Source organism: Thermus sp. CCB_US3_UF1 (genome assembly GCF_000236585.1).
Taxonomy (GTDB): Bacteria; Deinococcota; Deinococci; order Deinococcales; family Thermaceae; genus Thermus.
The window spans coordinates 2,015,183-2,037,890 of record NC_017278.1; the positions used below are offsets into that span (position 1 = coordinate 2,015,183).

Here is a 22,708-nt window from a genome sequence, read left to right on the forward strand (position 1 = left end):
GATGAAAAAGTGGCCCATGGAAAGGAAAAAGAAGGTTTTGGGAGGGAGCTTATGAGAATGGTCCGAAATCTGCTTTTCGCCTTGGGGACCCTAGGGTTTCTGCTCGCAGGCTGTACGCCTGCCCAGCCCGACACCACCCCGCCCACCGTCACCATCTCCCAGCCCCAGGACGGCACCACCCTTAACACCAACCAAACCACCATCCAAGGTTCCGCCCAGGATAACGTCCGCGTAACCCGCATCACCTACCAGCTCAACGGAAGCAGCGAACAAAACCTCACCATCACCCCCGGCCCCACCGTCAACTTCTCCTTCCAAGTCACCCTCCAACAAGGCAACAACACCCTCACCGTCAACGCCTACGACGAAGCAGGCAACAAGGGGTCCAAAACCATTACCCTCACCTACGACCCTACAGCGGTCCACACCTTGAGGGGAACCGTGGTCCAGGAATACGCGGGAAGCCCCGTGCGTGGGGGTACGGTAAGGCTCTACAGGGGAACCGTGCTGGTCGCCTCAGCTACCACGGATACTGACGGAAACTTTGTGTTTTCCACTCTGCCTCCAGGAACTTATCGCCTCGAGGCCCAAAAATCCGGCATGGCAGGCAGCGTGATGGAGGGCATCCGGGTGCCCGAGATGAGCTCGGTTAGCCTCATCCAGAAGCCCGCCTTTGACGCCAGCCTGACCACCACACCCCCCACCTTGCGTATTACCCAAGACGGAAACCAACCCCTGGAAGGCCAGACCTTCACCGACGCCATTCCCTTCCGTATCCAGGTGGACACGGGCCAGGATTACGTCCGTCCCATGCGCTACATCTATGTGGCCCTTGGCCGTACCCCAGGCTCGGCTTTCATCGCCAACAGCGCCACCTGGACCCGGCGCATCTTCAGTGACACCGAAGATACGGGTAACCAAACCCTTTCTGGGAGCAACGTGGCTGGCTTCGGCAGCGCCGCCGGGGAAACGGTGTACCTGGAGGTGGTGGCCTACGACTTCAACCAAAACCGCAGCCACTATCTGGTCCCCCTGACCTTCAAGAACACCTCCCCCACCCAAAACAACGCCGTGAGCGCCCCCACGGGGGTGGCGGCTACCGCCATCACCCTCACCCAGGCCGTAGGCTTCTACGAAGCCAAAGCGCCCGCTGCCTTTAGGGTTCCCGTGGCCAAAGGGGAGATGGGCGAACTCACCCTGGATCCCCAGGCGGTTCCTGACGGGAGCAACCTCTACGTGGAGGTGCGTTGGTGCTACACTGCCAGCGCCGTACCCTTCGCCTTTGACATCGAGCGGTCCACGGACGGCACCAACTGGCAGAAGGTGGGCACGGTGGGAGGTGCGCGAAGCTCTAGTTGCCCCAGCGCGCCCCTGAACCGCCCCTTCTTCTTCCGGGATGCCTCCCCCGACCTGACCCCCGGCCAGACCTACTACTACCGGGTGGTGGCCCGTGGAACCAACGCCGTTCCCAGCGCCTCCAGCTCCACCACGCCCCTTCCCCCCTTCTTTGCTCCCCTGCTGAGTCCAGCCGACGAAAGCCGAGGGATTGGCCTGAGGCCCGATTTCATGGTTGGGCACCCCCAGCTGGCGGCTGGAGCCGACGGGGCGGCTTACAACATGGTCCTTTGGGACACCCTCACCGGGGATGCCGTGGCCTGGCAAACCCCGGCCGGCTACACCCTCCAGGTGGAGTTCGGCACGCCCGATAACGGCATCCCCAGCGGCGAGGCCCTGGTTTATGGCTTTGACCCCACAGCCAACAGAGTGGTGGTCTTCACCGACACCGCTGGGATCCAGGACCCCACCAAGCCCAACCGCGTACCCGTCAACGTGGCCCAGGGTACCGTGACCTTGCCCTATAACTTCGACGGCCTGGCCCAGCTTCCCGCCCTCCAGACCCTTCGCACCTACGCCTGGCAGCTTTACGTGAGCTACGCCTACAAATACAACCCGGCAGAGGGCTACCGTATCTCGGCCTACAGCGTGCAGACCTGGCCCAGCTCCACCTCGTTTATCCGCATCAGCCGGCCCGGCACCCAGGTCTTTGAGTTCACCACGGGGCAGTAAGGAGGAACCATGAAGACCCTTCGTCTCTTCGCCCTTGGTTTCATGGCCCTGCTGGCCGCCTGCTCCCAGGCCCCCCAAAGGACGAACCAGCCCCCCCACCCCGGGGTCACGGTTACCTCCGAAGGGGTCCGCCACTTCCAGGGGCAGGTGGTGGTGGGTTACCAGGACGAAGCCGCCCTGCAGGAAGCCCTGCGCAAGCTGGGCGGACGGGAAATCGCCCGGATACCCGAGCTAAAAGCGGCCCTTCTCCAAGTGCCGGGGGATGCCCTAAAGGCCAGCCGTAGCCTAAAGGGCCTGCCCGGCCTTCGCTACGCAGAACCCCACCTGGCCCAGCCCACCCCTCCTTCCCAAGACCCCGTGGAGCAACCTGGGCGCAGTGGAGCCCTTGGGCCTTTGGGCAATCCCCCCGACCAGATCCTAGACGCCCTGCCCCAATACGCCTTGGATCCCCGGCACCTGAACGCCAAGCGGGCCTGGGACCTGGGCTTTGAGGGCGCGGGGGTCACCGTGGCCATCATTGACGACGCCGCCGACGTCACCCACCCCGACCTGGCCCCCAATTGGGCCGGCAAGGCCTACGATCCGGTCACCGACACCACCTACACCAGCCCTAGCGCCTGGTTGGGTTTCATCAACAGCAACCCCAACATTTACCACGGCACCTTTGTGGCCTCCACGGTGAGCGCAGCCCGCGACGGCCAAGGCATCGCTGGCCTTGCCCCCAAGACCAGGTTCCTGCCCGTAGCCATCTTCCAGCCCAACTACGTCGGGGACTTTTACGTGGCCCGAGGTATCGTCTGGGCCGTGAACAACGGGGCCCAGGTGCTGAACAACTCCTGGGGTGGCCTTGGGTACGGAAACCTGGTCAAGGAAGCCTTTGACTACGCCCTAGCCAACGGGGTGGTGGTGGTGGCCAGCGCAGGGAACTCTTACAAGGATGAGGTGCGTACCCCCGCAGGCTACCCCGGGATCATCGCCTCCGTGGCCGCTGACGGCAATAGAAACAAAGCCGACTTCTCCACCTTTGGCCGCCACGTCTCCAGCGCTGCCCCCGGGGTGGATGTCCTGTTGGCCAACCCCACCTGGCGGGGAGGTGGCTACGGCCTTATCTCCGGCACTTCCTTCTCTGGCCCCTACACCGCCGCAGCGGCGGCCCTGGTCAAGGCCGCCTGCCCCGAGGCCACCCCCTACCAGGTGCGCCGGGCCCTGGAAACCACCACTTGGGAGGGGACCTTCTCCCGGCAAAAGGGGTGGGGCCACCTCAACGCCGGCAACCTGGCCGACCTCCTGCGGCAGGGCTGTGCAGCCCTGCCCCCAAAAGGCTCCGTGGTGCGGGTCAAGGTGGAGTACTTTAACGAAAATGGCCTCTTCCCTGGCCTCCTAGCCGACGTGACCCTCCGGGGACGGGGGCTTCGTCCAGGGGACCCCAATGACCCCACCCCCATTTACTGGGCTCGTACGGACGCTAGCGGCGAGGCCTGGTTCTACGAGATCGCCCCTGGCACCTACGACATCTACGTGGCTGGGGCGGACCTGGCCCTTACGGGCGGCTTCCCCGAGGAGCGGGGGACCTTCGTGGGCACCCTGGTAGCCACGCCAGGTTCCCACGCGGGCAACCCCGACTTCAAGCTGGTCCGCCTGAACGCCAGCGAGGTGAACCTCAACCCCACGGACCCCTACGAGCCCAACGACAACCCGGCCCAGGCCAAGCCCATCCCCTACAACACCACCACCCAGATGGCCTACATCTTCGGCCAACCGCGGGACTTGGACTACTTCGCCTTCACGGGAACCGCTGGGGACCAGATCCGGGCCCGGGTCTATGCCCGCTCCAGCCTGGGAGGCACCCTGGACTCCTACCTTTACCTGCTGGACGCAAACGGCAACGTCCTGGCTCAAAACGACGACATCGTCTCCGGCCAGGTCACCGACTCGGAAATCACCTTCACCCTATCCACAACCGGTACCTACTACCTGGTGGTGACCAGCTTCACCATCGCCTCCAACCCCAACGCCGCCGACGATAGCCCCTTCAACAAGTACCGCCTCGAGCTCAGGAAGACCAACTAGCCCCACAACCTACCCCCGGCCAGGCAATCCTGGCCGGGGGTTTCCCCGTCCCCTAGAGGTGGATGGGTTTTTCCCAAGCCCCTAGGGCCGCCTCCTTCAGGATCTCGGACAGGGAGGGGTGGGCGTGGGGGGCGCGGGCCACGTCCTCGGCGCTGGCCTTGAAGAAGATGGCCAAGGCGGCCTCCGCCAGCACATCCCCCACCCGGGCGCCGATCCCGTGCACCCCCAGGATGCGGTCGGTCTGGGCGTGGGCCAGGACCTTGACGAAGCCCTCCGTCTCCCCCATGGCCCGGGCGCGCCCGTTGGCCGAGTAGGGAAAGCGCCCCACCTTGTAGGGGATGCCCTTGGCCTTGAGCTCCTCCTCCGTATACCCCACCCCCGCCACCTCGGGGTGGGTGTAAACCACGCTGGGAATGGCCTGGTAGTCCACGTGGCCTAGGCCTTGGGCCATGTGCTCCACCGCGGCGAGGCCCTCCTCGCTGGCCTTGTGGGCCAGCATGGGCCCCCGGATCACATCCCCGATGGCGTAGATGTGGGGGATGCGGGTGCGCAGGTGCTCGTCCACGGGGATCCGGCCCCGTTCGTCTGTGGCCAGGCCCGCCTTCTCCAGGTCCAGGCCCTCGGTGTAGGGCCTGCGGCCCACGGCCAGGAGGACCCGGTCGGCCTCGAAGACCTCCCCCCCTTCCAGCTCCACCCGGGCCCCCCGGCCCGCGGGCCGCACCGAGGCCACCCGCACGCCGGTGCGGATGGCAAGCCCTTCCTTCTTGAAGACCTTTTCCGCCGCCCGGGAAAGCTCGGCGTCCATGGTGGGCAGGATCCGGTCCAGGTACTCCAGGACCACCACCTCCGCCCCCAGGCGGTGCCAGACCACCCCGAGCTCCAGGCCGATCACCCCACCCCCCACCACCACCAGGCGGGAAGGGACCTCGGGGAAGGAGAGGGCCTCGGTGGAGGTCACCACCCGCTCATGGTCCACCTCCGCCCAGGGGGGGATCAGGGGGGCGCTCCCGGTGGCCACCAGGATGTAGCGGGCCGAGATCTCTTCCCCCGTCTCCTCCACCCGAACCTTCCTTTCGGAAAGGAAGCGCGCCCGCCCCTGGTGGCGGGCAATGCCGTTTTTCTTGAAGAGGAAGGCGATGCCCTGGGTGTTGGCCTGGACCACCTTGTCCTTGTGGGCCATGAGGCCAGGGAGGTCCAGCTCCAGGCCCTTGACCCTGGCCCCCGGGAGACCCTTTTTCACCTCGTAGATGCGCTCGGTGGTCTCCAGAAGGGCCTTGGAGGGGATGCACCCCACCCGCAGGCAGGTCCCCCCAAGGGCCGCCTCCTTCTCCACCACCCCCACCTTCATCCCCAGCTGGGCCGCGCGGATGGCGGCCACATACCCCCCGGGGCCCGCCCCGATGACCAGGAGATCGTAGTCCACCTCAGACCTCCAGGAGAAGCCGCACCGGGTTCTCGATGAGCTCCTTCACCCGCCGCAGGAAGGTCACCGCCTCCCGCCCGTCCACGATGCGGTGGTCGTAGGAGAGGGCCAGGTACATCATGGGCCGGATCACCACCTGGCCCTCCCGGGCCACGGGCCGCTCCTGGATGGCGTGCATGCCCAGGATCCCCACCTGGGGCGGGTTGAGGAGGGGGGTGGAGTTCAAGGAGCCGTAAATCCCCCCGTTGGTGATGGTGAAGGTGCCCCCCATGAGCTCCTCGGGCTTGAGCTTCTTGCTGCGGGCCCGCTCGGCGAAGTCGGCGATCTGCCGCTCGATCTCGGCGAAGGAAAGGCGGTCAGCATCGCGGAGGACCGGGACCACCAGCCCCTCCCCGCCGCCCACGGCGATGCCGATGTCGTAGTAGCGGTGGTAGACGATGGTGTTGTCGCGGATCTCGGCGTTGAGCTCGGGGATCTCCTTCAGGGCCTGGACCACGGCCTTGACGAAGAAGCTCATGAAGCCCAGCTTCACCCCGTGCTTCTTCTGGAAAGCCTCCCCGAGTTCCTTCCTAAGGGCCATGACCGCGGACATATCGGCCTCGTTGAAGGTGGTGAGCATGGCCGTGGTCTGCCGGGCCAGGAGGAGGCGCTCGGCGATGCGGCGGCGCAGGGGGGTCATGGGGACGGCCTCGCTCACCCGCCAGGGCTTGTCCGGGGAGGCTGGCGCCGGGGCCGGGGGCGGGGCGTAGGCCGGAGGCTCAGGGACCTGGCGGGCTTCCAGGTGGCGGGCCACGTCCTCCTTGAGGATCCGCCCTCCCAGGCCCGTGCCCTGGACCTCCGTCGGGGAAACCCCCTTCTCCCGCATGAGCCGTTCGGCGGCAGGCATGGCCAAAGGACCCTCCGGGGCTGGGGCCGCCTCCGCCGCCTCCACGGGGGGCTTGGGGGCGGGGGCAGCCGCCGCCACCCCCGCCTCGAGGAGGGCGATGGCCTCCCCCACCCGGGCCGTTTCCCCGGTGCGCTTCAGGATCTGCTTTAGGGTACCGGCGAAGGGGGCGGGGAGCTCCAGGGTAGCCTTGTCGGTGATGAGCTCCACCAGGGGCTCGTCCTGGGCGAAGGCCTCCCCCTCCCGCTTCAGCCAGGCGCCGATCTCCACTTCCACGATGCTCTCGCCCACGGAGGGCACGCTGAGTTCCTGCACCTTCTACCTCCCTTACTTAAGGGCCTCTTCCAAAAGCGCTTCCTGCTCCAGCTTGTGCACCTTGGAGGAACCCACGGCGGGGCTTGGGGACTCGGGCCGGGCCACCACGGAGAAGGGGTGGCCGTAGATCTCCCCGCAGAAGCGGGCGGAGAGGTACCACCAGGCCCCCTGGTTCACGGGCTCCTCCTGGACGAAGACCACCGGGGTCTTCTTGGGGTAGGGGCTTAGGGCCTCCTGAAGCTCCGCCTCGGGGAAGGGGTAGAGGAGTTCCAGCCGCAGGAGGGCCACGTCCTCCGCCCTGAGCTCCCGCCGTTTCTGCAACAGGTCGTAGTAGACCTTGCCCGAGGTGAGGAGGACCTTCCTGGCCCCCTTGACCCGCTCGGGGATCACCTTATGGAAGCGGCCCTTGGCCAACTCCTCCAGGCTGGAGACCACCTCGGGGTGGCGGAGGAGGCTTTTGGGGGTCATGACGATGAGGGGCTTGCGGATGGGCCTTTTGACCTGGCGGCGCAGGAGGTGGAAGAACTGGGCGGGGGTGGTGGGGTAGGCCACCTGGAGGTTGTCCCGGGCCGCGAGCTGCAGGAAGCGCTCCAGCCGGGCCGAGGAGTGCTCGGGACCCTGGCCCTCGAGGCCGTGGGGCAGGAGGAGGACCAGGCCGGAAAGCCGGTTCCACTTGGCCTCGGCGCTGGCCAGGAACTGGTCAATGTAGACCTGGGCCACGTTGACGAAGTCCCCGAACTGGGCCTCCCAAAGGACGAGGCCCTCGGGGTAGTCCAGGCTGTAGCCGTACTCAAAGCCCAGGACCCCGGCCTCGGAGAGGGGGGAGTTGTGGATCTCCACCTCCGCCTGCCCCTCGGCCAGGTGCTGCAGGGGGATGTAGGGCTTACCCGTCTGGTAATCGTACAGGGCGGCGTGGCGCTGGGTAAAGGTGCCCCGCAGGGCATCCTGGCCCGTGAGGCGCACCCGGTGCCCCTCCGCCGCCAGGGTGGCGAAGGCCAGGGCCTCGGCGGTGGCCCAGTCCACGGGGCGCTTCTCCTCGGCCATCTCCAGGCGGGCCTCGAGGAAGCGCTTGAGCTTGGGGTGGACCTGGAAGCCCTCGGGAACCGAACTAAGCCGTACCAGAAGCCCCTTGAGGGCCTCCTTGGCTACCCCGGTCTCCGCCTCGGGCACCTGGTGGTCCGCCCCCCCCACGTACCCCTGCCAGAGGCCGGAAAGCCCGTGGGGCACCACAGGGCCGGGCTCGGCCTTGACCCGGGCGAACTCGCTCTCCAGGCGCTCCAGGTAGGCCCCCTCCAGGGCCTTGAGCTCCTCCTCGGCCACCACCCCTTCCGCCAGAAGCCTTTCCGCGTAGACCTTCCAGGGCTCGGGCTTCTTGGCGATGAGGGCGTACATGGGGGCCTGGGTGAAGGTGGGCTCGTCGGTCTCGTTGTGGCCGCGGCGGCGGTAGCCCACCAGGTCAAGGACCACGTCCTTGCCGTAGCGGCTGCGGTAGGCCAGGGCCAGGCCCAGGGCGAAGAGGAGCTCGTCCAGGGCCTCGGCGTTGACGTGGAAGACCGGGGCCCCCACCATCTTGGCGATGTCCGTGGGGTAGCGGCAGGAGGTGTACTCCTCGGGGTTGGTGGTGAAGCCCAGCTGGTTGTTGGCCACCACGTGGAGGGTGCCCCCCACCCGGTAGCCGGGGAGTTGGGAAAGGTTCAGGGTTTCCTGGACGATCCCCTCCCCGATGAAGGCCGAGTCCCCGTGGACCAGGATGGCCAGGCCCCGCTTCCTCTCCCGGTCGCCGAAGCGGTCCTGCTTGGCGCGAAGCCGCCCCAGGGTCACGGGGTTGACGAACTCCAGGTGGCTGGGGTTGAAGTTCAGGGACACGTGCACCGGGCCATAGGGGGTTTCCAGGTCCCGGGAGAAGCCCAGGTGGTACTTCACGTCCCCGGCGTAGCCCTCGGGGAAGATCTCCTCAAACTCGCGGAAGATGCGCTCAAAGGGCTTGCCCACCACGTTGGCCAAGACGTTCAGCCGGCCCCGGTGGGCCATGCCCAGGACCACCTCCCTAACCCCCAGCCGGGCCGCCTCCACCACCGCCTCCTTGAGGAGGGGGATGAGGCTTTCCAGCCCTTCGGCGCTGAAGGTCTTGGCCCCCAGGTACTTCCGCTGCAGGAAGGCCTCAAAGAGGCTGGCCTGCATGAGGGCCTCCAGGACGCGGCGGCGCACCTCAGGGGCGGGCTTGGACCAGGGGGCCTCGATCTGGGCCAAAAGCCAGGCCCGCTCCTCGGGGGCCACATGGGCCACCTCAAACCCCACCGGGCCCAGGTAGACCCTTTCCAGGCGCTCCACCAAGGCCCCCAGGGTGGGGGCGCCGAAGAGGGGGGGGAGGGGCCGGGGGAGGTCGTTCGGGGAAAGGCCGTGGGCCTCGAGGGAAAGGGCCTGGGGCCTGGGCCGGGGGCGGCCTAAGGGGTCTATGGCCGCCGCCAGGTGTCCCAGCTCCCGGTAGGCCTGGACCAGGCGCTCCACCTTGAGGAGGAAGGCCAGGTCCACCGCCTCGGCTGCGGGAAGGCTGGGGGCGGGGCGTTCTCGTCGCCCATCCTCCAGGGTGAGGGCGGAGAAGTAGCGCCGCCACTCCTCTGGCAGGGCAAAGGGATCCTCCAGGTAAGCCCGGTAGAGGGCCTCCAGGTAACCTTGGCTTTCCAGCGTGAGCTCCATCCTGCCTCCCGGGGGCGTATACCCCCTACCTACCCTACACCAAAATCCGGTGTAGGTGTCCCGGTCCTTTACAATGGGGCCATGGTGCAGAAGGAGCGCCAAGGAGGGGTCCTCCTCCTCACCCTGAACCGACCCGAAAGGCTCAACGCCCTCACCGGGGAGGTCCTGGAGGAACTCTGGGCCGCCCTCCAGGAGGCCAACCAGGACCAAGAGGTGCGGGCCGTCCTCCTCACGGGGGCGGGGCGGGCTTTTTCCGCGGGGCAGGACCTCACGGAGTTCGGGGAGGAAAAGCCCGATTACGAGGCCCACCTCCGCCGCTACAACCGGGTGGTGGAGGCCTTGAGCCGGCTGGAAAAGCCCCTGGTGGTAGCGGTGAACGGGCCCGCGGCGGGGGCGGGGATGAGCCTGGCCCTTTGGGGGGACTACCGGATGGCCGCGGACGGCGCCAGCTTCAGCACCGCCTTCGTGCGCATCGGCCTGGTGCCGGACTCCGGCATGAGCTTTCTTCTCCCCCGCCTGGTGGGCCTGGCCAAGGCCCAGGAACTCCTCCTCCTCTCCCCCAGGCTCTCGGCGGAGGAGGCGCTGGCCCTGGGCCTGGTGCACAGGGTGGTGCCGGCGGAAAAGCTTTTGGAGGAGGCCCTGGCCGTGGCCCAGGAGCTGGCCCAGGGGCCTACCCGGGCCTACGTGCTCACGCGCAGGCTCCTCCTGGAAAGCCACCGGCTCTCCCTCCCCGAGGCCTTGGCCCTTGAGGCCGTCCTCCAGGGGGAGGCCGGGCGCACCCTGGACCACGAGGAAGGGGTGAGGGCTTTCCGGGAAAAGCGCCCGCCCCGCTTCCAGGGCCGCTAGATGGTCCGCTACCTCAAGGGCGTGGTCCTGCGCAAGGGGGAAGGGAGCTTCCTCCTCCTGGTGGGGGGGGTGGGGTTCCAGGTGCAGGCCCCCCCTTCCTTCGTCCAGGGCCTGCGGGAAGGGGAAGAGGTGGCGGTCCACACCCACCTCCAGCTCAAGGAGGAGGGCTTGGCCCTCTATGGCTTCCCCGAGGAGGAAAGCTTAAGCCTCTTTGAACTCCTCCTCTCCGTGAACGGGGTGGGGCCCAAGGCCGCCCTTTCCCTCCTCTCCGCCCTTCCCCCCAGGCTTCTGGCCCAGGCCCTGGCGGAAGGGGACGTAAGGCTCCTCACCTCAGCCAGCGGGGTGGGAAGGAAGCTGGCGGAAAGGATCGCCCTGGAGCTCAAGGGCAAGGTGCCGCCCCACCTGGCCATTGGGGCAAAGGTGGAAAGCGCCGCCGCCGAGGAGGCCGTCTTGGCCCTGGCCGCCTTGGGCTTCAAGGAGGGCCAGGCCCGGGCCGTGGTCCTGGACCTCCTGGCCCAAAACCCAGGGGCCAAGGCCCAGGAGCTCATCAAGGAGGCCCTGAAGCGCCTGCGCTAGGGGCGTTGAGGGGCAGGCGCAGGCGGGCCACCAGGCCGGACGGGCTCCCTGGGAGGAGGAAAAGCTGTCCCCCGTGGGCCTCGGCCACCTTTTTGGCCACGGAGAGGCCAAGCCCCTCCCCCGGCTTGCGGGAGGTGCGGAAGAAGGGCCGGCCCGCCTCCTTGAGGGCCGCCTCCGGCATGCCGGGCCCCTGGTCCCTCACCTCCAAGACCGCCTCGCCGCCTTCCGTCCAAAGCCCCACCTCCACCCCCCGGCCCTCCCCGTGCAGGAAGGCGTTGTGCAAGAGGTTCCTCAGGGCTTGGGCGAGGAGAAGGGGGTCCCCCAGGAAGGGCAGGGCCTCCGGGCCCCGGTAGGGGACCCCGAAGGCCCTGGCCTCCTCCTGGGCCAGGGCCGCCAGGTCCAGGGCCACCCGCTCCACCCGTCCCTCCCGGGCCAGGACCAGGAGGGCCTCCACCAGGCGCTTCATGCGCAAAAGCTCCTCCTTGGCCGCGGCCAGGGCCTCCTCCCGGGAAAGGTAGCCTGCCTCCGCCGCTTCCAGCTGGGCCAGGGCCGCGGCCACCGGGGTCCTGAGCTCGTGGGCCGCGTCCCGGGTGAAGCGGCGCTCCCGCTCCAAAAAGGCCCCAAGCCGCTCCAGCATGTGGTTGAAGCTCTCCGCCAAGGCCTTGAGCTCCCCCCCGCCCTCCGGGGCCACCCGGTGGGACAGGTCCCCCGAGTCCGCCACCCGCCGGGCCACCTCGGTGAGGCGGGCCAGGGGCCTCAGGGCCACCCCCGCCAGGCTCGAGGCCAAGAGGGCGAAAAGGAGGGTAAGGACCCCCCCCACCCCCAGGAGGGCCAGGCGGAAGTTGCGCAGGGCCGCCGCGGCCCCCGGATCGTACCGGGCCACGGTGAGGGTCCCCCCCGGGACCTCCAGGGCCAGGACCCGCCACCCCTCCCGCCAGTAGGCCCCGGGGGGGAGGTCGGGCAGGGGGGGGAAGTTGGCGCTTTCCTGCCGCTCCTCCCCCTGGACCAGGCGGAAGGCGAACTCCCCCCTGGGGGGCCTCCGCCCCTCGGAAAGGGCGTGGACGTAGAGGAAGAGGGACTGGTCCAGATCGGCCTCCACCAGGCGCCTAAAGGCCAGGTAGCTGAGCCCGCCCTGGAAGAGGAGGGCTAGCCCCACGGCCAAGGCCAGGAAGAGGGCCAGCCGGGTCCTAAGGCTCATGCCCAAGCCGGTACCCCCCGGGGACGGTGCGCACCACCTCGGGATGGAGCTTCTGCCGCAGGTAATGGACGTAGACCTTCACCGCCCCCACCTTCTCCCCATCCCCGAAAACCCGCTCCGCCAGCTCCTCCGGGGAAAAAACCCGCCCCGGGTGCAGGAGGAAGACCTCCAGCAGGGCGAACTCCCTCAGGGAAAGGTCCACCCGCCGTCCGGCCAGGTAGACCGCCCGGCCCGCCAGGTCGGCCTCCAAAGGCCCCAGGCGCACCCGGCTTTCCTTCACCTCGGCCACCCGGCGCAACAGGGCCCGCACCCGGGCCAGGAGCTCCTCCAGGTGGAAGGGCTTCACCAGGTAGTCGTCCCCCCCCAGGTCCAGGCCCTGCACCCGGTCCTCCAGGGCATCCCGGGCGGTGAGGAAGAGGATGGGGCCCTTGTAGCCCGCCTGCCGCGCCTCCTGGGCCAGGCGGAACCCCCCATCGGGATCCTCGGGCAGGCGGACGTCCAGGACCAAAAGGTCGGGCTCCAGCTCGCAAAAGGCCTCCCGGGCCTCCTCGAGGCCCTTGGCCCAGCGCACCCCGTAGCCCTGGGCCCGCAAGGCCCCCTCCACCGCCCGGCCCAGGTGGGGCTCGTCCTCCAAAAGGAGCATCTGCACGCTTCCAGTATGCCCCCCTCGGGTTAGGCCGGGGTTACCGCCCCCCCTAACCCTTCCCTAACCGCCTTCCCCTACCCTTGGGGGCATGGGCAGGTACGGGGCCAGATGGGAAGGCGTCCTGGGAAGCTTCCTGGAGGTCCAGCTCCTGGCCCCTCCTTGGCGCAAGGGGATGGCCTTCCGGTCGGTGGTGGCGGAGATAGAGCGTCTGGAAGGCCTCTTCAGCCGCTACCGGGAAAGCGAGCTCACCCGCCTGGTGCGCCAGGGCGGGGGGAGGCCAAGCCCCGAACTCCGGGAGGTCCTGGCCTGGGCCCTGAGGCTTCAGGAGGCCACGGGCGGGGCCTTCCACCCCGCCCCCCGGCACGGGGGGGAGGCCCTCCGCTTTCACGGGGAGGAGGTGGAGGTCCTGGCCCCCTTGGACCTGGACGGCCTGGCCAAGGGGTACATGGCCGACCGGGCCGCGGAGGCCGCCCTGAGGGCCGGGGCCCGGGCGGCCCTGGTAAACCTGGGGGGGGACCTGGCCCGCAAGGGACCGGGCTGGGCGGCGGTGGGGGTGGAGGCCCCCAGAGGCCCGGACAACGCCCCCCCGGCCCTGATCCTGAAGCTGGGGGAAGGAGGGGTGGCCACCAGCGGGGTGCGCCACCGGGGAGCCCACCTCCTGGACCCCCGCACGGGGAAGCCCGCCCCTGGCCTCCAGGCCACGGTCCAAGCCCCCAGCGCCCTCCTGGCCGACGGCCTGGCCAAGGCCCTCTTCGTCCTGGGGCGGGAGGCGGGGGCGGTCCTAAAGGGGTTTGGCGCCCAAGGGTACCTCTTCGGCCCCCAAGGCCCCGTGCCCTGCCCAGAGGGAGGGAAGGATGCTTAGGCGCTACTACAGCCGGAGGAGCTTCTTCAGGCGGGTCCTGGGAGGGGTCTTGGCCCTGGGCCTGGTCCGGGCCCAGGGGAAGCCCTGGCCCCCGGGGATGGAGCTCAGGGTCAGCTTCGCCTACGGGGGCGGGGGGCTGCGCTACCGCGCCCCCTACCTGGCCGTCTACGTGGAGGACGAGCGGGGCCACCTGGTGCGGACCCTGGCCCTCTTCCTCATGCCGGGGAAGGGGGAGCGGTGGTGGAACGAGCTCCGGCGCTACTTCAGCCTGGGCAGCCTGGAAGCCATGCGCACCCTCTCCGGCCCCACCCGGCCCCCAGGCCGGTACACCGTGGCCTGGGACGGGAAGGACGAACGGGGCCAGGCCGTGGCCCAGGGCAACTATTACCTCTGCGTGGAGTACGCCCGGGAACATGGCCCCTACGAGCTTTTCCGGGAGAAGGTGGAGCTGGGCGAGAAGGCCTTTCAGAAGAGCTACTCCCTGAGGGGGGAGCTGGTGGAGGTGGCCCTTGACTACGGCAAGAAGGCCTAAGCTGGGGGCCAGCCCTTGGCGGACCCGGCTCTACACCTGGGCCCGGGGCCTGCACCTTTACCTTTCCATGTTTTCCCTCCTGGCCATGCTCTTCTTCGCCCTCACCGGCCTCACCCTGAACCACCCGGAGTGGTTTGGGGAGGGAAGGGTGCGGAAGCTTTCCGGCACCTTGCCCCATGCGCCCTACCTGGAAGGGGAGAAGGTGGCCTGGCTGGCCCTGGCGGAGGACCTGCGGAGCCTCGGCCTCCGGGGGCGGGTGGCCGAGCACGGGGAAAGCGGCGGGACGGCCTGGCTTTCCTTCCGGGCCCCCGGGTATGGGGCGGATGTCCAGGTGGACCCCAGGACGGGGGCCTACACCCTGACCCTCAGCGAGGCCGGGCTGGTGGCCGCCCTCAACGACCTGCACAAGGGCCGGGACACGCCGGGGGCCTGGAGATGGGTTTTGGACCTTTCCGCTTCCCTCCTGGCCCTCCTCAGCCTCACCGGGCTGCTATTGGGCCTTTTCCTGCGCAAGACCCGGCGGGTAGCCCTCTTGACCCTCCTCCTGGGCCTTGGGCTCTTCGGCGGCGTGGCCCTTTGGGCCGCAGGCTAAAGCTCGTCCAGGGCCTCCCTGGGGGTCCTGTACGCCCCCAGGTGGCCGCCTTGGCGCAAGGCCAAGGGGAAGAGGGGCTCCGGAGGCCCTTCCAGGGCCAGGAGGTTCTCCCCGCGGAAGACCCTAACCCCCTCCGGGGGATCCCCCTCCAGGCCAAAGGGGAAGAGGGCCAAAAACCCCGGTCCGGGCTTCCCTTCCCCTCGGTCCAGGTAAAGGGCCACGGGCTCCAGGTATCCCAGGAGGCGGGTGCGGTGCATCTCCCGGCGCAAGGCCTGGAAGGCCCGCAGGTCCGCGGCTCCCTGCCAGAGGAGGAGGTCCGCCTCGGCGGAAAGCCCCACCAGGCTGTAGAGGGCCAGGAAACCCCCCTTGGCCTGCCAGCGGGCGAAAAGCCCTGATAGCTCCTCCTTCAGGTGCTCCTGGACTTCCGCCTCGAGGCGGCGGAACTCCGGCAGGAGGCGGAAGAGGCTAAAGGCCCAAAGCATGCCTCAGTCTACCCCCAGGAAGCGGGCCAAAGCCTCCTCGGAGAGGTAGCGGCCCACGTAGAAGGGGCCGAACTCGCCAAAGCGGGCGGACACCTCGTCAAAGCGCATCTCGTAGACGATCTTCTTGAACTGGAGGGGGTCTTCGCTGAAGAGGTCCACCCCCCATTCCCAGTCGTCCAGCCCCTGGGCGCCGCTAATCACCTGCAAGACCTTCCCCTGGTACTTCCGCCCCGTCTCCCCGTGGGCCTTCATCAGGGCTGCCCGCTCCCGGGCGGGGAGCATGTACCAGTTGTCCTGCCCCTCCCGGCGCTTGTTCATGGGGTAGAAGCAGACGTAGCCCGACTTGGGCACCTTGGGGGTCAGGCGGGGCTTCACATAGGGGGCCTCGGGGTCCAGGGGTCCGGTCTGGCTCCCCAGCTCCACCACGGAATAGAAGCCGTAGGCCGGGCGCAGGTAACGGGCAAAGCGGCTTTTGTTGAGGCCTTCCTCCACCCCCAACAGGGCCTCCAGGTCGGGGCGGAGGTTGAGGAAGAGGAGGTCCGCCTTCTGGGTGACCACCTGGTAGACCCCAAAAGAGCCCTTCCCCTCCGCCTCCACCTCCCGCCAGGCGGCGAGGAGGGCCCGTACCTCCTCCCAGGCCGCCCGCCGCTCCGCCAAGGGGGCCTGCTGCCAGGCGGGGTAGTCCAGGTGGCGGAAATCGTGGAGGATGTGCCAGCCCTCGAGGGTAAAGGTGGGCTCGGGTACGTGCCCTTCCATGGCCTTCACTATACGGGGAAACCCCTTTGTATATTCACCCCATGGCGACCCTGCTCCAGCTTGCCCTCACCCTCCTCCTGGCCCTGGTCCTGGGACGGTACGGGGCCCGGGCCCTGAACTTGTTGGGCCGCCTCACCCCCACGGCGCGGGACAACCGCTTGTTCCAGCTCCTAGGCTACGGGTGGTGGGGGATGGTCCTTCTGGCCGCCCTCAGCTACCTGGCCCACGCCCTGGGCCTTCCTCACGAGCCCTTCGCCTCCTGGGGGAAGGCCCTCACCCTATGGCTGGGGGCCCGGGGGCTTGCCGTCTTGGCGGTCTTGGGCCTGACCTTTCTGGCCTACCGCCTCATCCCCCTCCTCCTGGCCCGCCTCCCCGAGCCCGAGGAGGCCCTCACCCGGGAGGCGGTGCGGCGGCGTACCCTGCGGGCGGTTTCCGAATCCGTCCTCAAGGGCACGGTCCTGGTCCTGGGTGGGCTTCTCCTCCTCTCCAACCTGGGCCTCAACGTCACCGCCCTCCTGGCGGGGGCAGGGGTGGCGGGGCTCGCCCTGAGCTTTGCCGCCCAGAACCTAATCCGGGACTTCCTCAACGGCTTCTTCATCCTGCTGGAGGACCAGTACGGGGTGGGGGACATCGTGCAGATCGGCAACGTGGGCGGCCAGGTGGAGCGCTTCACCCTGAGGCTCACGGTGCTGCGCGACCTGGAGGGCCGGGTCCACTTCCTCCCCAACTCCGAGGTGCGCCAGGTGACCGTCCTCACCCAGGAGTGGAGCCGGGCGGTGGTGGACGTGAGCGTGGCCTACAAGGAGGACCTGGACCGGGTCCTGGCGGTGCTCCGGGACGAGGTGGAGCGCTTCCATGGGGACCCCGAGTGGCGGGAGCGCTTCACCGAGGCCCCTGAGGTCCTGGGGGTCCAGGCCCTAGGGGAAAGCGGGGTGGTCCTCCGGGTGCTCTTCAGCACCAAGCCCGCCCAGCAGTGGCCGGTGGCCCGGGAGTTCCGCCGCCGCATCAAAAACCGCCTGGACCGGGAGGGGATTGAGATCCCTTACCCCCACCAGAAGGTCTACTTCGGCGAACCCCTAAGGCTGGAAAAGGGGGTGTAGGCTAAAGGGGATGCCGGACGTCCACGGGGAGATCCTGGAGGCCCTCCGCCCCCACCTGGGGCCGAGGGCGGAGGCGGTGCTGGAAGAGGGGCTAAAGCGGCTAGGGAAGCGGCCTGCCGAGCTCACCCCCAAGGACGGGGCCTTTTTGCTCAAGGGCCTGGTCTTCCGCGAACTCCAGGCCCGTATGCGCCCCGAGGAGGCCCGGCGGGTGGTGGAGGGGGTACTGGCCCGCTTGGAGGGCCAAGGGGGCTCCTTGGAGGAGCTGGAAGGGGGCCTGAAGCGCTTCGGCCTCTACGTGGACTGGCCGGAGGTGGCCCGGCTCAGGGCCCTGGTGAACCGGCTGCGCCAGGGGGAGGACCCCAGGCTTATGGCCGAGGGGCAGGCGCTCTTGGAGGCCCTGGAGGAGAAACTGGAGGAGGCCCTCCTGCGCCAGGCCAAGGACCTGGCCCACCTGGAGGAGTCCTTGGAGCGGGTGCGCCACCTGGGGGGGCCCAAGGTAAGGCGGCTGGAGAACCTGGTGGAAACCGTGCGCCAGGCCCACGCCGAAGGCCTTCTGGCCCAGGCGGAGGTGGAGCGGGCCCGGAGCCTGGCCCTGGAGCTGCGCAAGCTCCTGGAGTCCAGCGCGGTGCGCTCCCCCACCCTGCCGGAGATCGTCTTCGAAACCCAGGAGGTGGAGGAGGGGCCCAAGCACCCCACGGACGTCTTCGTCACCGTGGAAGAGGCCGCGGAGCTGGAGGGGGAGCTGGTGGTGGACCTGGAGGCCCTGCCCGAGGAGGCCAGCCAGCGCATCCAGGCCCTGGAGGTGGAGGAGGAAAGGCGGAAGCTGGAAGAGCTCCTGGCCCGGTACGGCCAGCTCCTGGGGCGGGCCACGGTGAGCCCCCTCCTGGCCGAGGTGGAGGCCCTCCTCGAGGCCGGCACCCCTGCAGGGGAGAAGCTTCGGGAGCTGGAGGCGGCCCTGCAGGAGGCCGAGCGCAACCTGCGAGCGGAGAGGCGGGCCCGGCTTATCCAGCTCCAGGAGGCCCTGCGCACCCTCCCCCTTCCCCAGAAGGCCAAGGTCCCCCTGGAGGGGGCCTTGCGCCTGGCCGAGGAAACCCTGGCCGAAGGGGGTTACCCCGACCTCCTCCCCCTGGAGGAGGAGCTGCGGCGCCTGGAGGAAGAGGCCCGCCGCCAGGCCCAGGAGGAAAGGCGGCTGGAGGAAGCCCGGGAGGGGCTCCTCAGGGAACTGACGGGAAAGGGGGAGGCCTTCCGCCCCCTGGCCGAGGAACTTAGGGCCCTGGCCAAAGAGGCCTTGGCCGAGGGGCTTGCCCGGATCCAGGCCCGCTACGCCGAGCTCCTCAAGGCCCAAGGGGAGGAGGCCGCCCTAAGGGCCAAGCTGGCGGAGGCGGGAAGCCGCCTCAAGGCCCTCCGCCTCGAGGCCGAGGCCCTGGGCCTAGGGGCCGAGGTGGAGGCCGCCGAGGCCCGCCTGGCCCAAGGGGAACTTCCCGACCTGGAGGGGCTGGAAGCCCGCCTGGCCGAGGCCCGGGCCCGCCGGCGGCAGGAGGCCTTGGAGGAGCTTTCCCGGCTCCAGGCCCTGGCGGAGCGCTTCCGCGGCTTTGGCGGGGAGGGGGTGCTCCGGGCCCTGGAGGAGGAAAAGGGCAAGCCCCTGCCCGACCCGGCCCCCATCGCCCGGGCCCTCCAGGCCCTGAAGCGCCGCCTGGAGGCCAAACGGGAAGAGCTCTTCACCCGCCTCACCGCCTTCTTCCAGGCCGAGGCCCGCCTCCAGGGCTTTCAAAGCGAAACCGCCCGCCGCCTCAGGCCCCTGCGGGAGGTGTTAAGAAGCGCCCAGGAGAAGCTACCCCGCCTGGGCCCCCAGGGCCTTCTCCAGGTGGAAAAGACCCTGGGCCAGGCGGAGGAGCTGCTACGGGAGCTGGAAAAGGAGCAGGAGGCCGCCAAGAGCGTGCTGAAGGAGATCCGGGGAGCGGACCTCGAGGCCCTCCTGGGGGTGTTTGACCAGGGGGAAAAACCCCAGGACCTATCTCCCCTGCGCCTCCCGGGGGTGGAGGTCCTGGGCTTCTTGGACGAGGCCCTTCCCCTGCCCAAGGAAGCCCTGGAAAACTTCCGCCGGGCCCTGGACCGCCTGAACGAGGCCCTGGGCGGGGGACGGGGCCCGGCGGTGGTCCTCATGGGGGAGCGGGCCCTGATCCTGGCTCCCTGGAAGGGGAAGGGCCTGGTGGCCCTCACGGAGCGAAGCGCCCTTTCCGCCTTCCTGCAGGAGCTTTCCCGCTAGTGCTACACTAAAGGGTAGTGGTAAGCGCCTTGACCCTTTGGGAACGCCTGGAACCCCAGCTCGCCTACCTATCCCCCGCGGAGCGGGAAGGGGTGAAGGCGGCCTACCTCTTCGCCGAGGAGGCCCACCGGGGGCAGCTGCGCAAAAGCGGGGAGCCCTACATCACCCACCCCGTGGCGGTGGCGGAGATCCTGGCCTCCTTGCGCATGGACGCGGAAACCGTGGCCGCCGGCCTCCTGCACGATACCGTGGAGGACTGCGGCGTGGCCCCGGAGGAGCTGGAGCGGCGCTTTGGCCCCGGGGTGCGCCGCATCGTGGAGGGGGAGACCAAGGTCAGCAAGCTCTACAAGCTGGCCAACCTGGAAGGGGAGGAGAAGCGGGCCGAGGACCTCCGCCAGATGTTCATCGCCATGGCGGAGGACGTGCGCATCATCATCGTGAAGCTGGCCGACCGCCTGCACAACCTCCGCACCCTGGAGCACATGCCCCCCCACAAGCAAAGGCGCATCGCCCAGGAAACCCTGGAGATCTATGCCCCCCTGGCCCACCGCCTGGGCATCGGCCAGCTCAAGTGGGAGCTGGAGGACCTCTCCTTCCGCTACCTCCACCCCGAGGCCTACCACGCCCTCCTCTCCCGCATCCAGGAAACCCAGGAGGCGCGGGAGCGGGTGATCCACAGGGCCATGGCCATCCTGGAGGAAGCCCTGAGGAAGGACGAGCTCCTCCAGGCCCAGCTCCAGGGCTTTGAGGTCACGGGCCGCCCCAAGCACCTCTACTCCATCTGGAAGAAGATGGAGCGGGAGGGCAAGGCCCTGGAGCAGATCTACGACCTCCTGGCGGTACGGGTCATCCTGGACCCCAAGCCCGCCCCCACGGAGGAGGGCCAGGCCCTTCGGGAAAAGCAGGTCTGCTACCACGTCCTGGGCCTGGTCCACGCCCTCTGGCAGCCCATTCCTGGGCGGGTCAAGGACTACATCGCCGTGCCCAAGCCCAACGGCTACCAGAGCCTGCACACCACGGTGATCGCCCTGGAGGGCCTGCCCCTGGAGGTGCAGATCCGCACCCGGGAGATGCACCGAGTGGCGGAGTACGGCATCGCCGCCCACTGGCTTTACAAGGAGGGGCTTACCGACCCCGAGGAGGTGAAGCGGCGCATCTCCTGGCTCCGCAGCATCCAGGAGTGGCAGCAGGAGTTCTCCAGCTCCCGGGAGTTCGTGGAGGCGGTTACCCGGGACCTCCTGGGGGGACGGGTCTTCGTCTTCACCCCCAAGGGGCGGATCATCAACCTGCCCAAGGGGGCCACCCCGGTGGACTTCGCCTACCACATCCACACCGAGGTGGGCCACCACATGGTGGGGGCCAAGGTCAATGGCCGCATCGTCCCCCTCTCCTACGAGCTGCAAAACGGCGAGATCGTGGAGATCCTCACCGCCAAAAACGCCCACCCCTCCAAGGGCTGGCTGGAGTTCGCCAAGACCCGGAGCGCCAAGAGCAAGATCCGCCAGTACTTCCGCGCCCAGGAGCGCCAGGAAACCCTGGAAAGGGGCCAGGGCCTCCTGGAGCGCTACCTGAAGCGGAAGGGCCTGCCTAAACCCACGGACAGCCAGCTGGAGGAGGCGGCCAAGAGGCTTGGCCTCCCCCCTTCCCCGGAGGAGCTTTACCTGGCCTTGGCCCTGAACCGCCTCACCCCCAAGCAGGTGGCGGAGAAGCTCTACCCCAAGGCCCTCCTCAAGCCGGAAAAACCCAAGCCCCCGCCCAAGAACCAGTGGGGCATCCGCTTGGAGCAGGACCTGCAGGCCCCCATCCGCCTGGCCTCCTGCTGCGAGCCCGCCAAGGGCGACGCCATCCTGGGCTTCGTCACCCGGGGGCGGGGGGTCACGGTGCACCGGGCCGACTGCCCCAACCTGCGGCGCATCCTCCAGGGCCCGGAGGCCGACCGGGTGATGGGGGCCTACTGGGAAGGGGTAGGGGGGAAGGTGGCCACCCTCGAGGTCCTGGCCCAGGACCGGGCCGGACTCCTCCGGGACGTGATGCAGGTGGTGGCCGAGGCGGGCAAGAGCGCCTTGGGCTCGGAAACCCGCATCCTAGGCCCCCTGGCCCGCATCCGCCTCCGCCTCACGGTGCAGGACGGGGAGCGGGAAAGCCTGGTCCAGGCCCTCAAGGGGGTGCGGAGCGTGGAGGAGGTGCGCTGGGTCTAGAGGAGGCGGACCCAGACCTCCCGCTCCCGCGGCCCATCAAACTCCGCCAAGAAGACCTGTTGCCAGCGGCCTAGCCTAAGCCGGCCTCCCTCGGCGGGGAGGAGGAGGTGGACCCCGGTGAGGAGGCTTTTCAGGTGGGCGTGGGTGTTGCCCTCCGCGTGGCGGTCCTTGGGGTGGAAGCGGGGGGCGAGCTCCGCCAGGCGCTCCAGGAGGTCGTGGGCCACCTGGGGGTCCGCTCCCTCCTGGACCAAGAGGCCGCAGGTGGTGTGGGGGACGAAGAGGTAAACCAGGCCGGTATGCCCCTCCAGGGCCTCCTCCACCGCCCGCGTGACGTTCACAAAGCCCTCCTGGGGCGTGCGGAAGCGAAGCCGCTTCATGCCCTATAGGCTACCCCTAGCCCAGGCGGGAGGTGCGCAGGTGGAAACTCTTGGCCACGGGGAAGGTGCGGTCCAAGGGGCCCAAGGCCTCCTCGGCCCAGGCCTTGAGCCGGGGCATGACCCGCCTGTGGACCTCCGGGGGCACCCCTTGGGTGAAGGAGTAAAGCCGCTCCTCCAGGGCCTCCAGGGCCTCCCTTAGGGAGCGTTCCTCCCGCCAGGCCACCACCTGGCGGGCCTTGGGCCTTAGGCCCAGGCGCCGCAGGGCCTCCTCCACCTCCGCCAGGCGCCTTCGGTGCAGGCCCCGCTCCACCCGGATCCCTTCCGCCTCCACCAGGGCCCGCCAGCGTTCCTGCAGGGCCCACTCCTCCTCGGCCTCCACCTGGTCCCACCCTTCCAGGAGCACCCCCCCGGGCCTCAGAACCCTCAAGGCCTCGGCCAGGGCCCGGGGCCAGTCGGGGAGGAGGTGCCAGAAGTGGACCACGATGACCCCGTGCACGCTCTCGTCGGGCAGGGGGATGGCCCGGGCGTCCGCCTCCAGGAGCTGGACCTTCCGGGCCGCCCCCGCGATCTTCTGCCGCAGGACCTCCAGCATGGCGGGGTCCTTGTCCAGGGCCAGGTAGCGGTACCCCCGGGCGATGAGGGGAAGGGCGATGCGCCCCGTACCCACCCCCAGTTCCAGGAGTACGGGGTCTTCCCCCTTCCCCTGAAGGGCCGCGGCCAGGGCAGTGGCGATGCGGCCTGCCACCTCCGGCGGGTAGGCCCGGAGGCGGTCGTAGGCGTAGGCCACCCGGGTAAGGGCGTTGGACATGTCCCCCCTTATTG

The 22,708-nt window shown here is 69.0% G+C and carries 19 protein-coding genes; 10 read left to right on the forward strand and 9 right to left on the reverse strand.

Annotation, left to right across the window (positions count from 1 at the left end):
• The first annotated feature begins 57 nt into the window (after positions 1-57).
• Together TCCBUS3UF1_RS10080 and TCCBUS3UF1_RS10085 are read left to right on the forward strand one after the other, a co-directional pair.
• Positions 58-2,067 (forward strand): carboxypeptidase regulatory-like domain-containing protein, encoded by a 2,010-nt coding sequence (locus tag TCCBUS3UF1_RS10080; RefSeq protein ID WP_155983293.1) that lies wholly within the window; start codon positions 58-60, stop codon positions 2,065-2,067.
• Between the two features lie 9 nt (positions 2,068-2,076).
• Positions 2,077-4,137, forward strand: coding sequence for a S8 family serine peptidase (locus TCCBUS3UF1_RS10085; protein ID WP_014516406.1), 2,061 nt, complete (start codon positions 2,077-2,079; stop codon positions 4,135-4,137).
• 52 nt (positions 4,138-4,189) lie between these two features.
• Here TCCBUS3UF1_RS10085 and lpdA read toward each other — a convergent pair whose 3' ends face one another.
• From lpdA to TCCBUS3UF1_RS10100, 3 genes are read right to left on the reverse strand one after another with little or no spacing between them, the layout of a single operon-like run.
• Positions 4,190-5,560: a dihydrolipoyl dehydrogenase gene (lpdA, locus tag TCCBUS3UF1_RS10090; RefSeq protein WP_014516407.1), complete on the reverse strand. Its 1,371-nt coding sequence runs from the start codon at positions 5,558-5,560 to the stop codon at positions 4,190-4,192.
• Between the two features lies 1 nt (position 5,561).
• Positions 5,562-6,758 (reverse strand): 2-oxoglutarate dehydrogenase complex dihydrolipoyllysine-residue succinyltransferase, encoded by a 1,197-nt coding sequence (gene odhB / locus TCCBUS3UF1_RS10095; protein WP_014516408.1) that lies wholly within the window; start codon positions 6,756-6,758, stop codon positions 5,562-5,564.
• A 12-nt stretch (positions 6,759-6,770) separates the two neighbouring features.
• Entirely contained in the window at positions 6,771-9,455 is a 2,685-nt protein-coding gene (locus TCCBUS3UF1_RS10100; RefSeq protein ID WP_014516409.1) for a 2-oxoglutarate dehydrogenase E1 component, read from the reverse strand.
• A gap of 81 nt (positions 9,456-9,536) precedes the next feature.
• Between TCCBUS3UF1_RS10100 and TCCBUS3UF1_RS10105 the strand changes: the two genes are divergently transcribed.
• Together TCCBUS3UF1_RS10105 and ruvA are read left to right on the forward strand one after the other, a co-directional pair.
• Entirely contained in the window at positions 9,537-10,301 is a 765-nt protein-coding gene (locus TCCBUS3UF1_RS10105) for an enoyl-CoA hydratase/isomerase family protein (protein WP_014516410.1), read from the forward strand.
• Entirely contained in the window at positions 10,302-10,877 is a 576-nt protein-coding gene (gene ruvA, locus TCCBUS3UF1_RS10110) for a Holliday junction branch migration protein RuvA (RefSeq protein ID WP_014516411.1), read from the forward strand.
• On the opposite strand, the gene TCCBUS3UF1_RS12380 is transcribed toward ruvA, so the two are convergent.
• The gene (locus tag TCCBUS3UF1_RS12380; protein WP_014516412.1) at positions 10,849-12,075 is read right to left on the reverse strand and encodes a HAMP domain-containing sensor histidine kinase; all 1,227 of its coding nucleotides are present in this window, start codon (positions 12,073-12,075) and stop codon (positions 10,849-10,851) included. The genes ruvA and TCCBUS3UF1_RS12380 overlap by 29 nt on opposite strands.
• Complete coding sequence (locus TCCBUS3UF1_RS10120) at positions 12,065-12,718, reverse strand: response regulator transcription factor (protein WP_014516413.1); 654 nt, start codon at positions 12,716-12,718, stop codon at positions 12,065-12,067. Before TCCBUS3UF1_RS10120 ends, TCCBUS3UF1_RS12380 begins: the two co-directional genes overlap by 11 nt.
• A 91-nt stretch (positions 12,719-12,809) precedes the next feature.
• On the opposite strand from TCCBUS3UF1_RS10120, the gene TCCBUS3UF1_RS10125 reads away from it, so the two are divergent.
• Genes TCCBUS3UF1_RS10125 through TCCBUS3UF1_RS10135 form a run of 3 tightly spaced genes read left to right on the forward strand, consistent with a single transcriptional unit; the run spans position 12,810 to position 14,707 of the window.
• On the forward strand, positions 12,810-13,583 hold the full coding sequence (locus TCCBUS3UF1_RS10125) for an FAD:protein FMN transferase (protein ID WP_014516414.1): 774 nt from the start codon (positions 12,810-12,812) through the stop codon (positions 13,581-13,583).
• Entirely contained in the window at positions 13,576-14,115 is a 540-nt protein-coding gene (locus TCCBUS3UF1_RS10130) for a DUF2271 domain-containing protein (RefSeq protein ID WP_014516415.1), read from the forward strand. The genes TCCBUS3UF1_RS10125 and TCCBUS3UF1_RS10130 overlap by 8 nt, the downstream gene beginning before the upstream one ends.
• Positions 14,093-14,707, forward strand: coding sequence for a PepSY-associated TM helix domain-containing protein (locus TCCBUS3UF1_RS10135; protein WP_014516416.1), 615 nt, complete (start codon positions 14,093-14,095; stop codon positions 14,705-14,707). The genes TCCBUS3UF1_RS10130 and TCCBUS3UF1_RS10135 overlap by 23 nt, the downstream gene beginning before the upstream one ends.
• Here the strand turns inward: TCCBUS3UF1_RS10135 and TCCBUS3UF1_RS12385 are convergent.
• Positions 14,704-15,189, reverse strand: a complete 486-nt coding sequence (locus TCCBUS3UF1_RS12385; RefSeq protein WP_014516417.1) for a chlorite dismutase family protein — start codon at positions 15,187-15,189, stop codon at positions 14,704-14,706. The genes TCCBUS3UF1_RS10135 and TCCBUS3UF1_RS12385 overlap by 4 nt on opposite strands.
• Before the next feature lie 3 nt (positions 15,190-15,192).
• The gene (gene hemQ / locus TCCBUS3UF1_RS10145) at positions 15,193-15,945 is read right to left on the reverse strand and encodes a hydrogen peroxide-dependent heme synthase (protein WP_041434043.1); all 753 of its coding nucleotides are present in this window, start codon (positions 15,943-15,945) and stop codon (positions 15,193-15,195) included.
• 41 nt (positions 15,946-15,986) lie between these two features.
• Here hemQ and TCCBUS3UF1_RS10150 point away from each other — a divergent pair, with 41 nt between their 5' ends.
• The 3 genes from TCCBUS3UF1_RS10150 to TCCBUS3UF1_RS10160 are packed head-to-tail and all read left to right on the forward strand — an operon-like array spanning position 15,987 to position 21,509.
• Entirely contained in the window at positions 15,987-17,045 is a 1,059-nt protein-coding gene (locus tag TCCBUS3UF1_RS10150) for a mechanosensitive ion channel family protein (protein WP_014516419.1), read from the forward strand.
• Between the two features lie 10 nt (positions 17,046-17,055).
• On the forward strand, positions 17,056-19,311 hold the full coding sequence (locus TCCBUS3UF1_RS10155; protein ID WP_014516420.1) for a hypothetical protein: 2,256 nt from the start codon (positions 17,056-17,058) through the stop codon (positions 19,309-19,311).
• A gap of 17 nt (positions 19,312-19,328) precedes the next feature.
• A complete protein-coding gene (locus TCCBUS3UF1_RS10160) occupies positions 19,329-21,509 on the forward strand; it encodes a bifunctional (p)ppGpp synthetase/guanosine-3',5'-bis(diphosphate) 3'-pyrophosphohydrolase (RefSeq protein ID WP_014516421.1) in 2,181 nt (726 codons plus the stop codon).
• Here TCCBUS3UF1_RS10160 and TCCBUS3UF1_RS10165 read toward each other — a convergent pair.
• Together TCCBUS3UF1_RS10165 and TCCBUS3UF1_RS10170 are read right to left on the reverse strand one after the other, a co-directional pair.
• Entirely contained in the window at positions 21,506-21,886 is a 381-nt protein-coding gene (locus tag TCCBUS3UF1_RS10165; protein ID WP_014516422.1) for a secondary thiamine-phosphate synthase enzyme YjbQ, read from the reverse strand. The genes TCCBUS3UF1_RS10160 and TCCBUS3UF1_RS10165 overlap by 4 nt on opposite strands.
• 16 nt (positions 21,887-21,902) lie before the next feature.
• Complete coding sequence (locus TCCBUS3UF1_RS10170; protein ID WP_014516423.1) at positions 21,903-22,694, reverse strand: class I SAM-dependent methyltransferase; 792 nt, start codon at positions 22,692-22,694, stop codon at positions 21,903-21,905.
• Between the last annotated feature and the right edge of the window lie 14 nt (positions 22,695-22,708).

Excerpts from the sequence above, each read along its gene's own strand:
- TCCBUS3UF1_RS10080 (WP_155983293.1), top strand. The coding sequence starts at position 58 with ATGGTCCGAAATCTGCTTTTCGCCTTGGGGACCCTAGGGTTTCTGCTC.
- TCCBUS3UF1_RS10085 (WP_014516406.1), top strand. The coding sequence starts at position 2,077 with ATGAAGACCCTTCGTCTCTTCGCCCTTGGTTTCATGGCCCTGCTGGCC.
- TCCBUS3UF1_RS10100 (WP_014516409.1), bottom strand. The coding sequence starts at position 9,455 with ATGGAGCTCACGCTGGAAAGCCAAGGTTACCTGGAGGCCCTCTACCGG.
- TCCBUS3UF1_RS10105 (WP_014516410.1), top strand. The coding sequence starts at position 9,537 with ATGGTGCAGAAGGAGCGCCAAGGAGGGGTCCTCCTCCTCACCCTGAAC.
- ruvA (WP_014516411.1), top strand. The coding sequence starts at position 10,302 with ATGGTCCGCTACCTCAAGGGCGTGGTCCTGCGCAAGGGGGAAGGGAGC.
- TCCBUS3UF1_RS12380 (WP_014516412.1), bottom strand. The coding sequence starts at position 12,075 with ATGAGCCTTAGGACCCGGCTGGCCCTCTTCCTGGCCTTGGCCGTGGGG.
- TCCBUS3UF1_RS10120 (WP_014516413.1), bottom strand. The coding sequence starts at position 12,718 with ATGCTCCTTTTGGAGGACGAGCCCCACCTGGGCCGGGCGGTGGAGGGG.
- TCCBUS3UF1_RS10125 (WP_014516414.1), top strand. The coding sequence starts at position 12,810 with ATGGGCAGGTACGGGGCCAGATGGGAAGGCGTCCTGGGAAGCTTCCTG.
- TCCBUS3UF1_RS10130 (WP_014516415.1), top strand. The coding sequence starts at position 13,576 with ATGCTTAGGCGCTACTACAGCCGGAGGAGCTTCTTCAGGCGGGTCCTG.
- TCCBUS3UF1_RS12385 (WP_014516417.1), bottom strand. The coding sequence starts at position 15,189 with ATGCTTTGGGCCTTTAGCCTCTTCCGCCTCCTGCCGGAGTTCCGCCGC.
- hemQ (WP_041434043.1), bottom strand. The coding sequence starts at position 15,945 with ATGGAAGGGCACGTACCCGAGCCCACCTTTACCCTCGAGGGCTGGCAC.
- TCCBUS3UF1_RS10150 (WP_014516419.1), top strand. The coding sequence starts at position 15,987 with ATGGCGACCCTGCTCCAGCTTGCCCTCACCCTCCTCCTGGCCCTGGTC.
- TCCBUS3UF1_RS10155 (WP_014516420.1), top strand. The coding sequence starts at position 17,056 with ATGCCGGACGTCCACGGGGAGATCCTGGAGGCCCTCCGCCCCCACCTG.
- TCCBUS3UF1_RS10165 (WP_014516422.1), bottom strand. The coding sequence starts at position 21,886 with ATGAAGCGGCTTCGCTTCCGCACGCCCCAGGAGGGCTTTGTGAACGTC.
- TCCBUS3UF1_RS10170 (WP_014516423.1), bottom strand. The coding sequence starts at position 22,694 with ATGTCCAACGCCCTTACCCGGGTGGCCTACGCCTACGACCGCCTCCGG.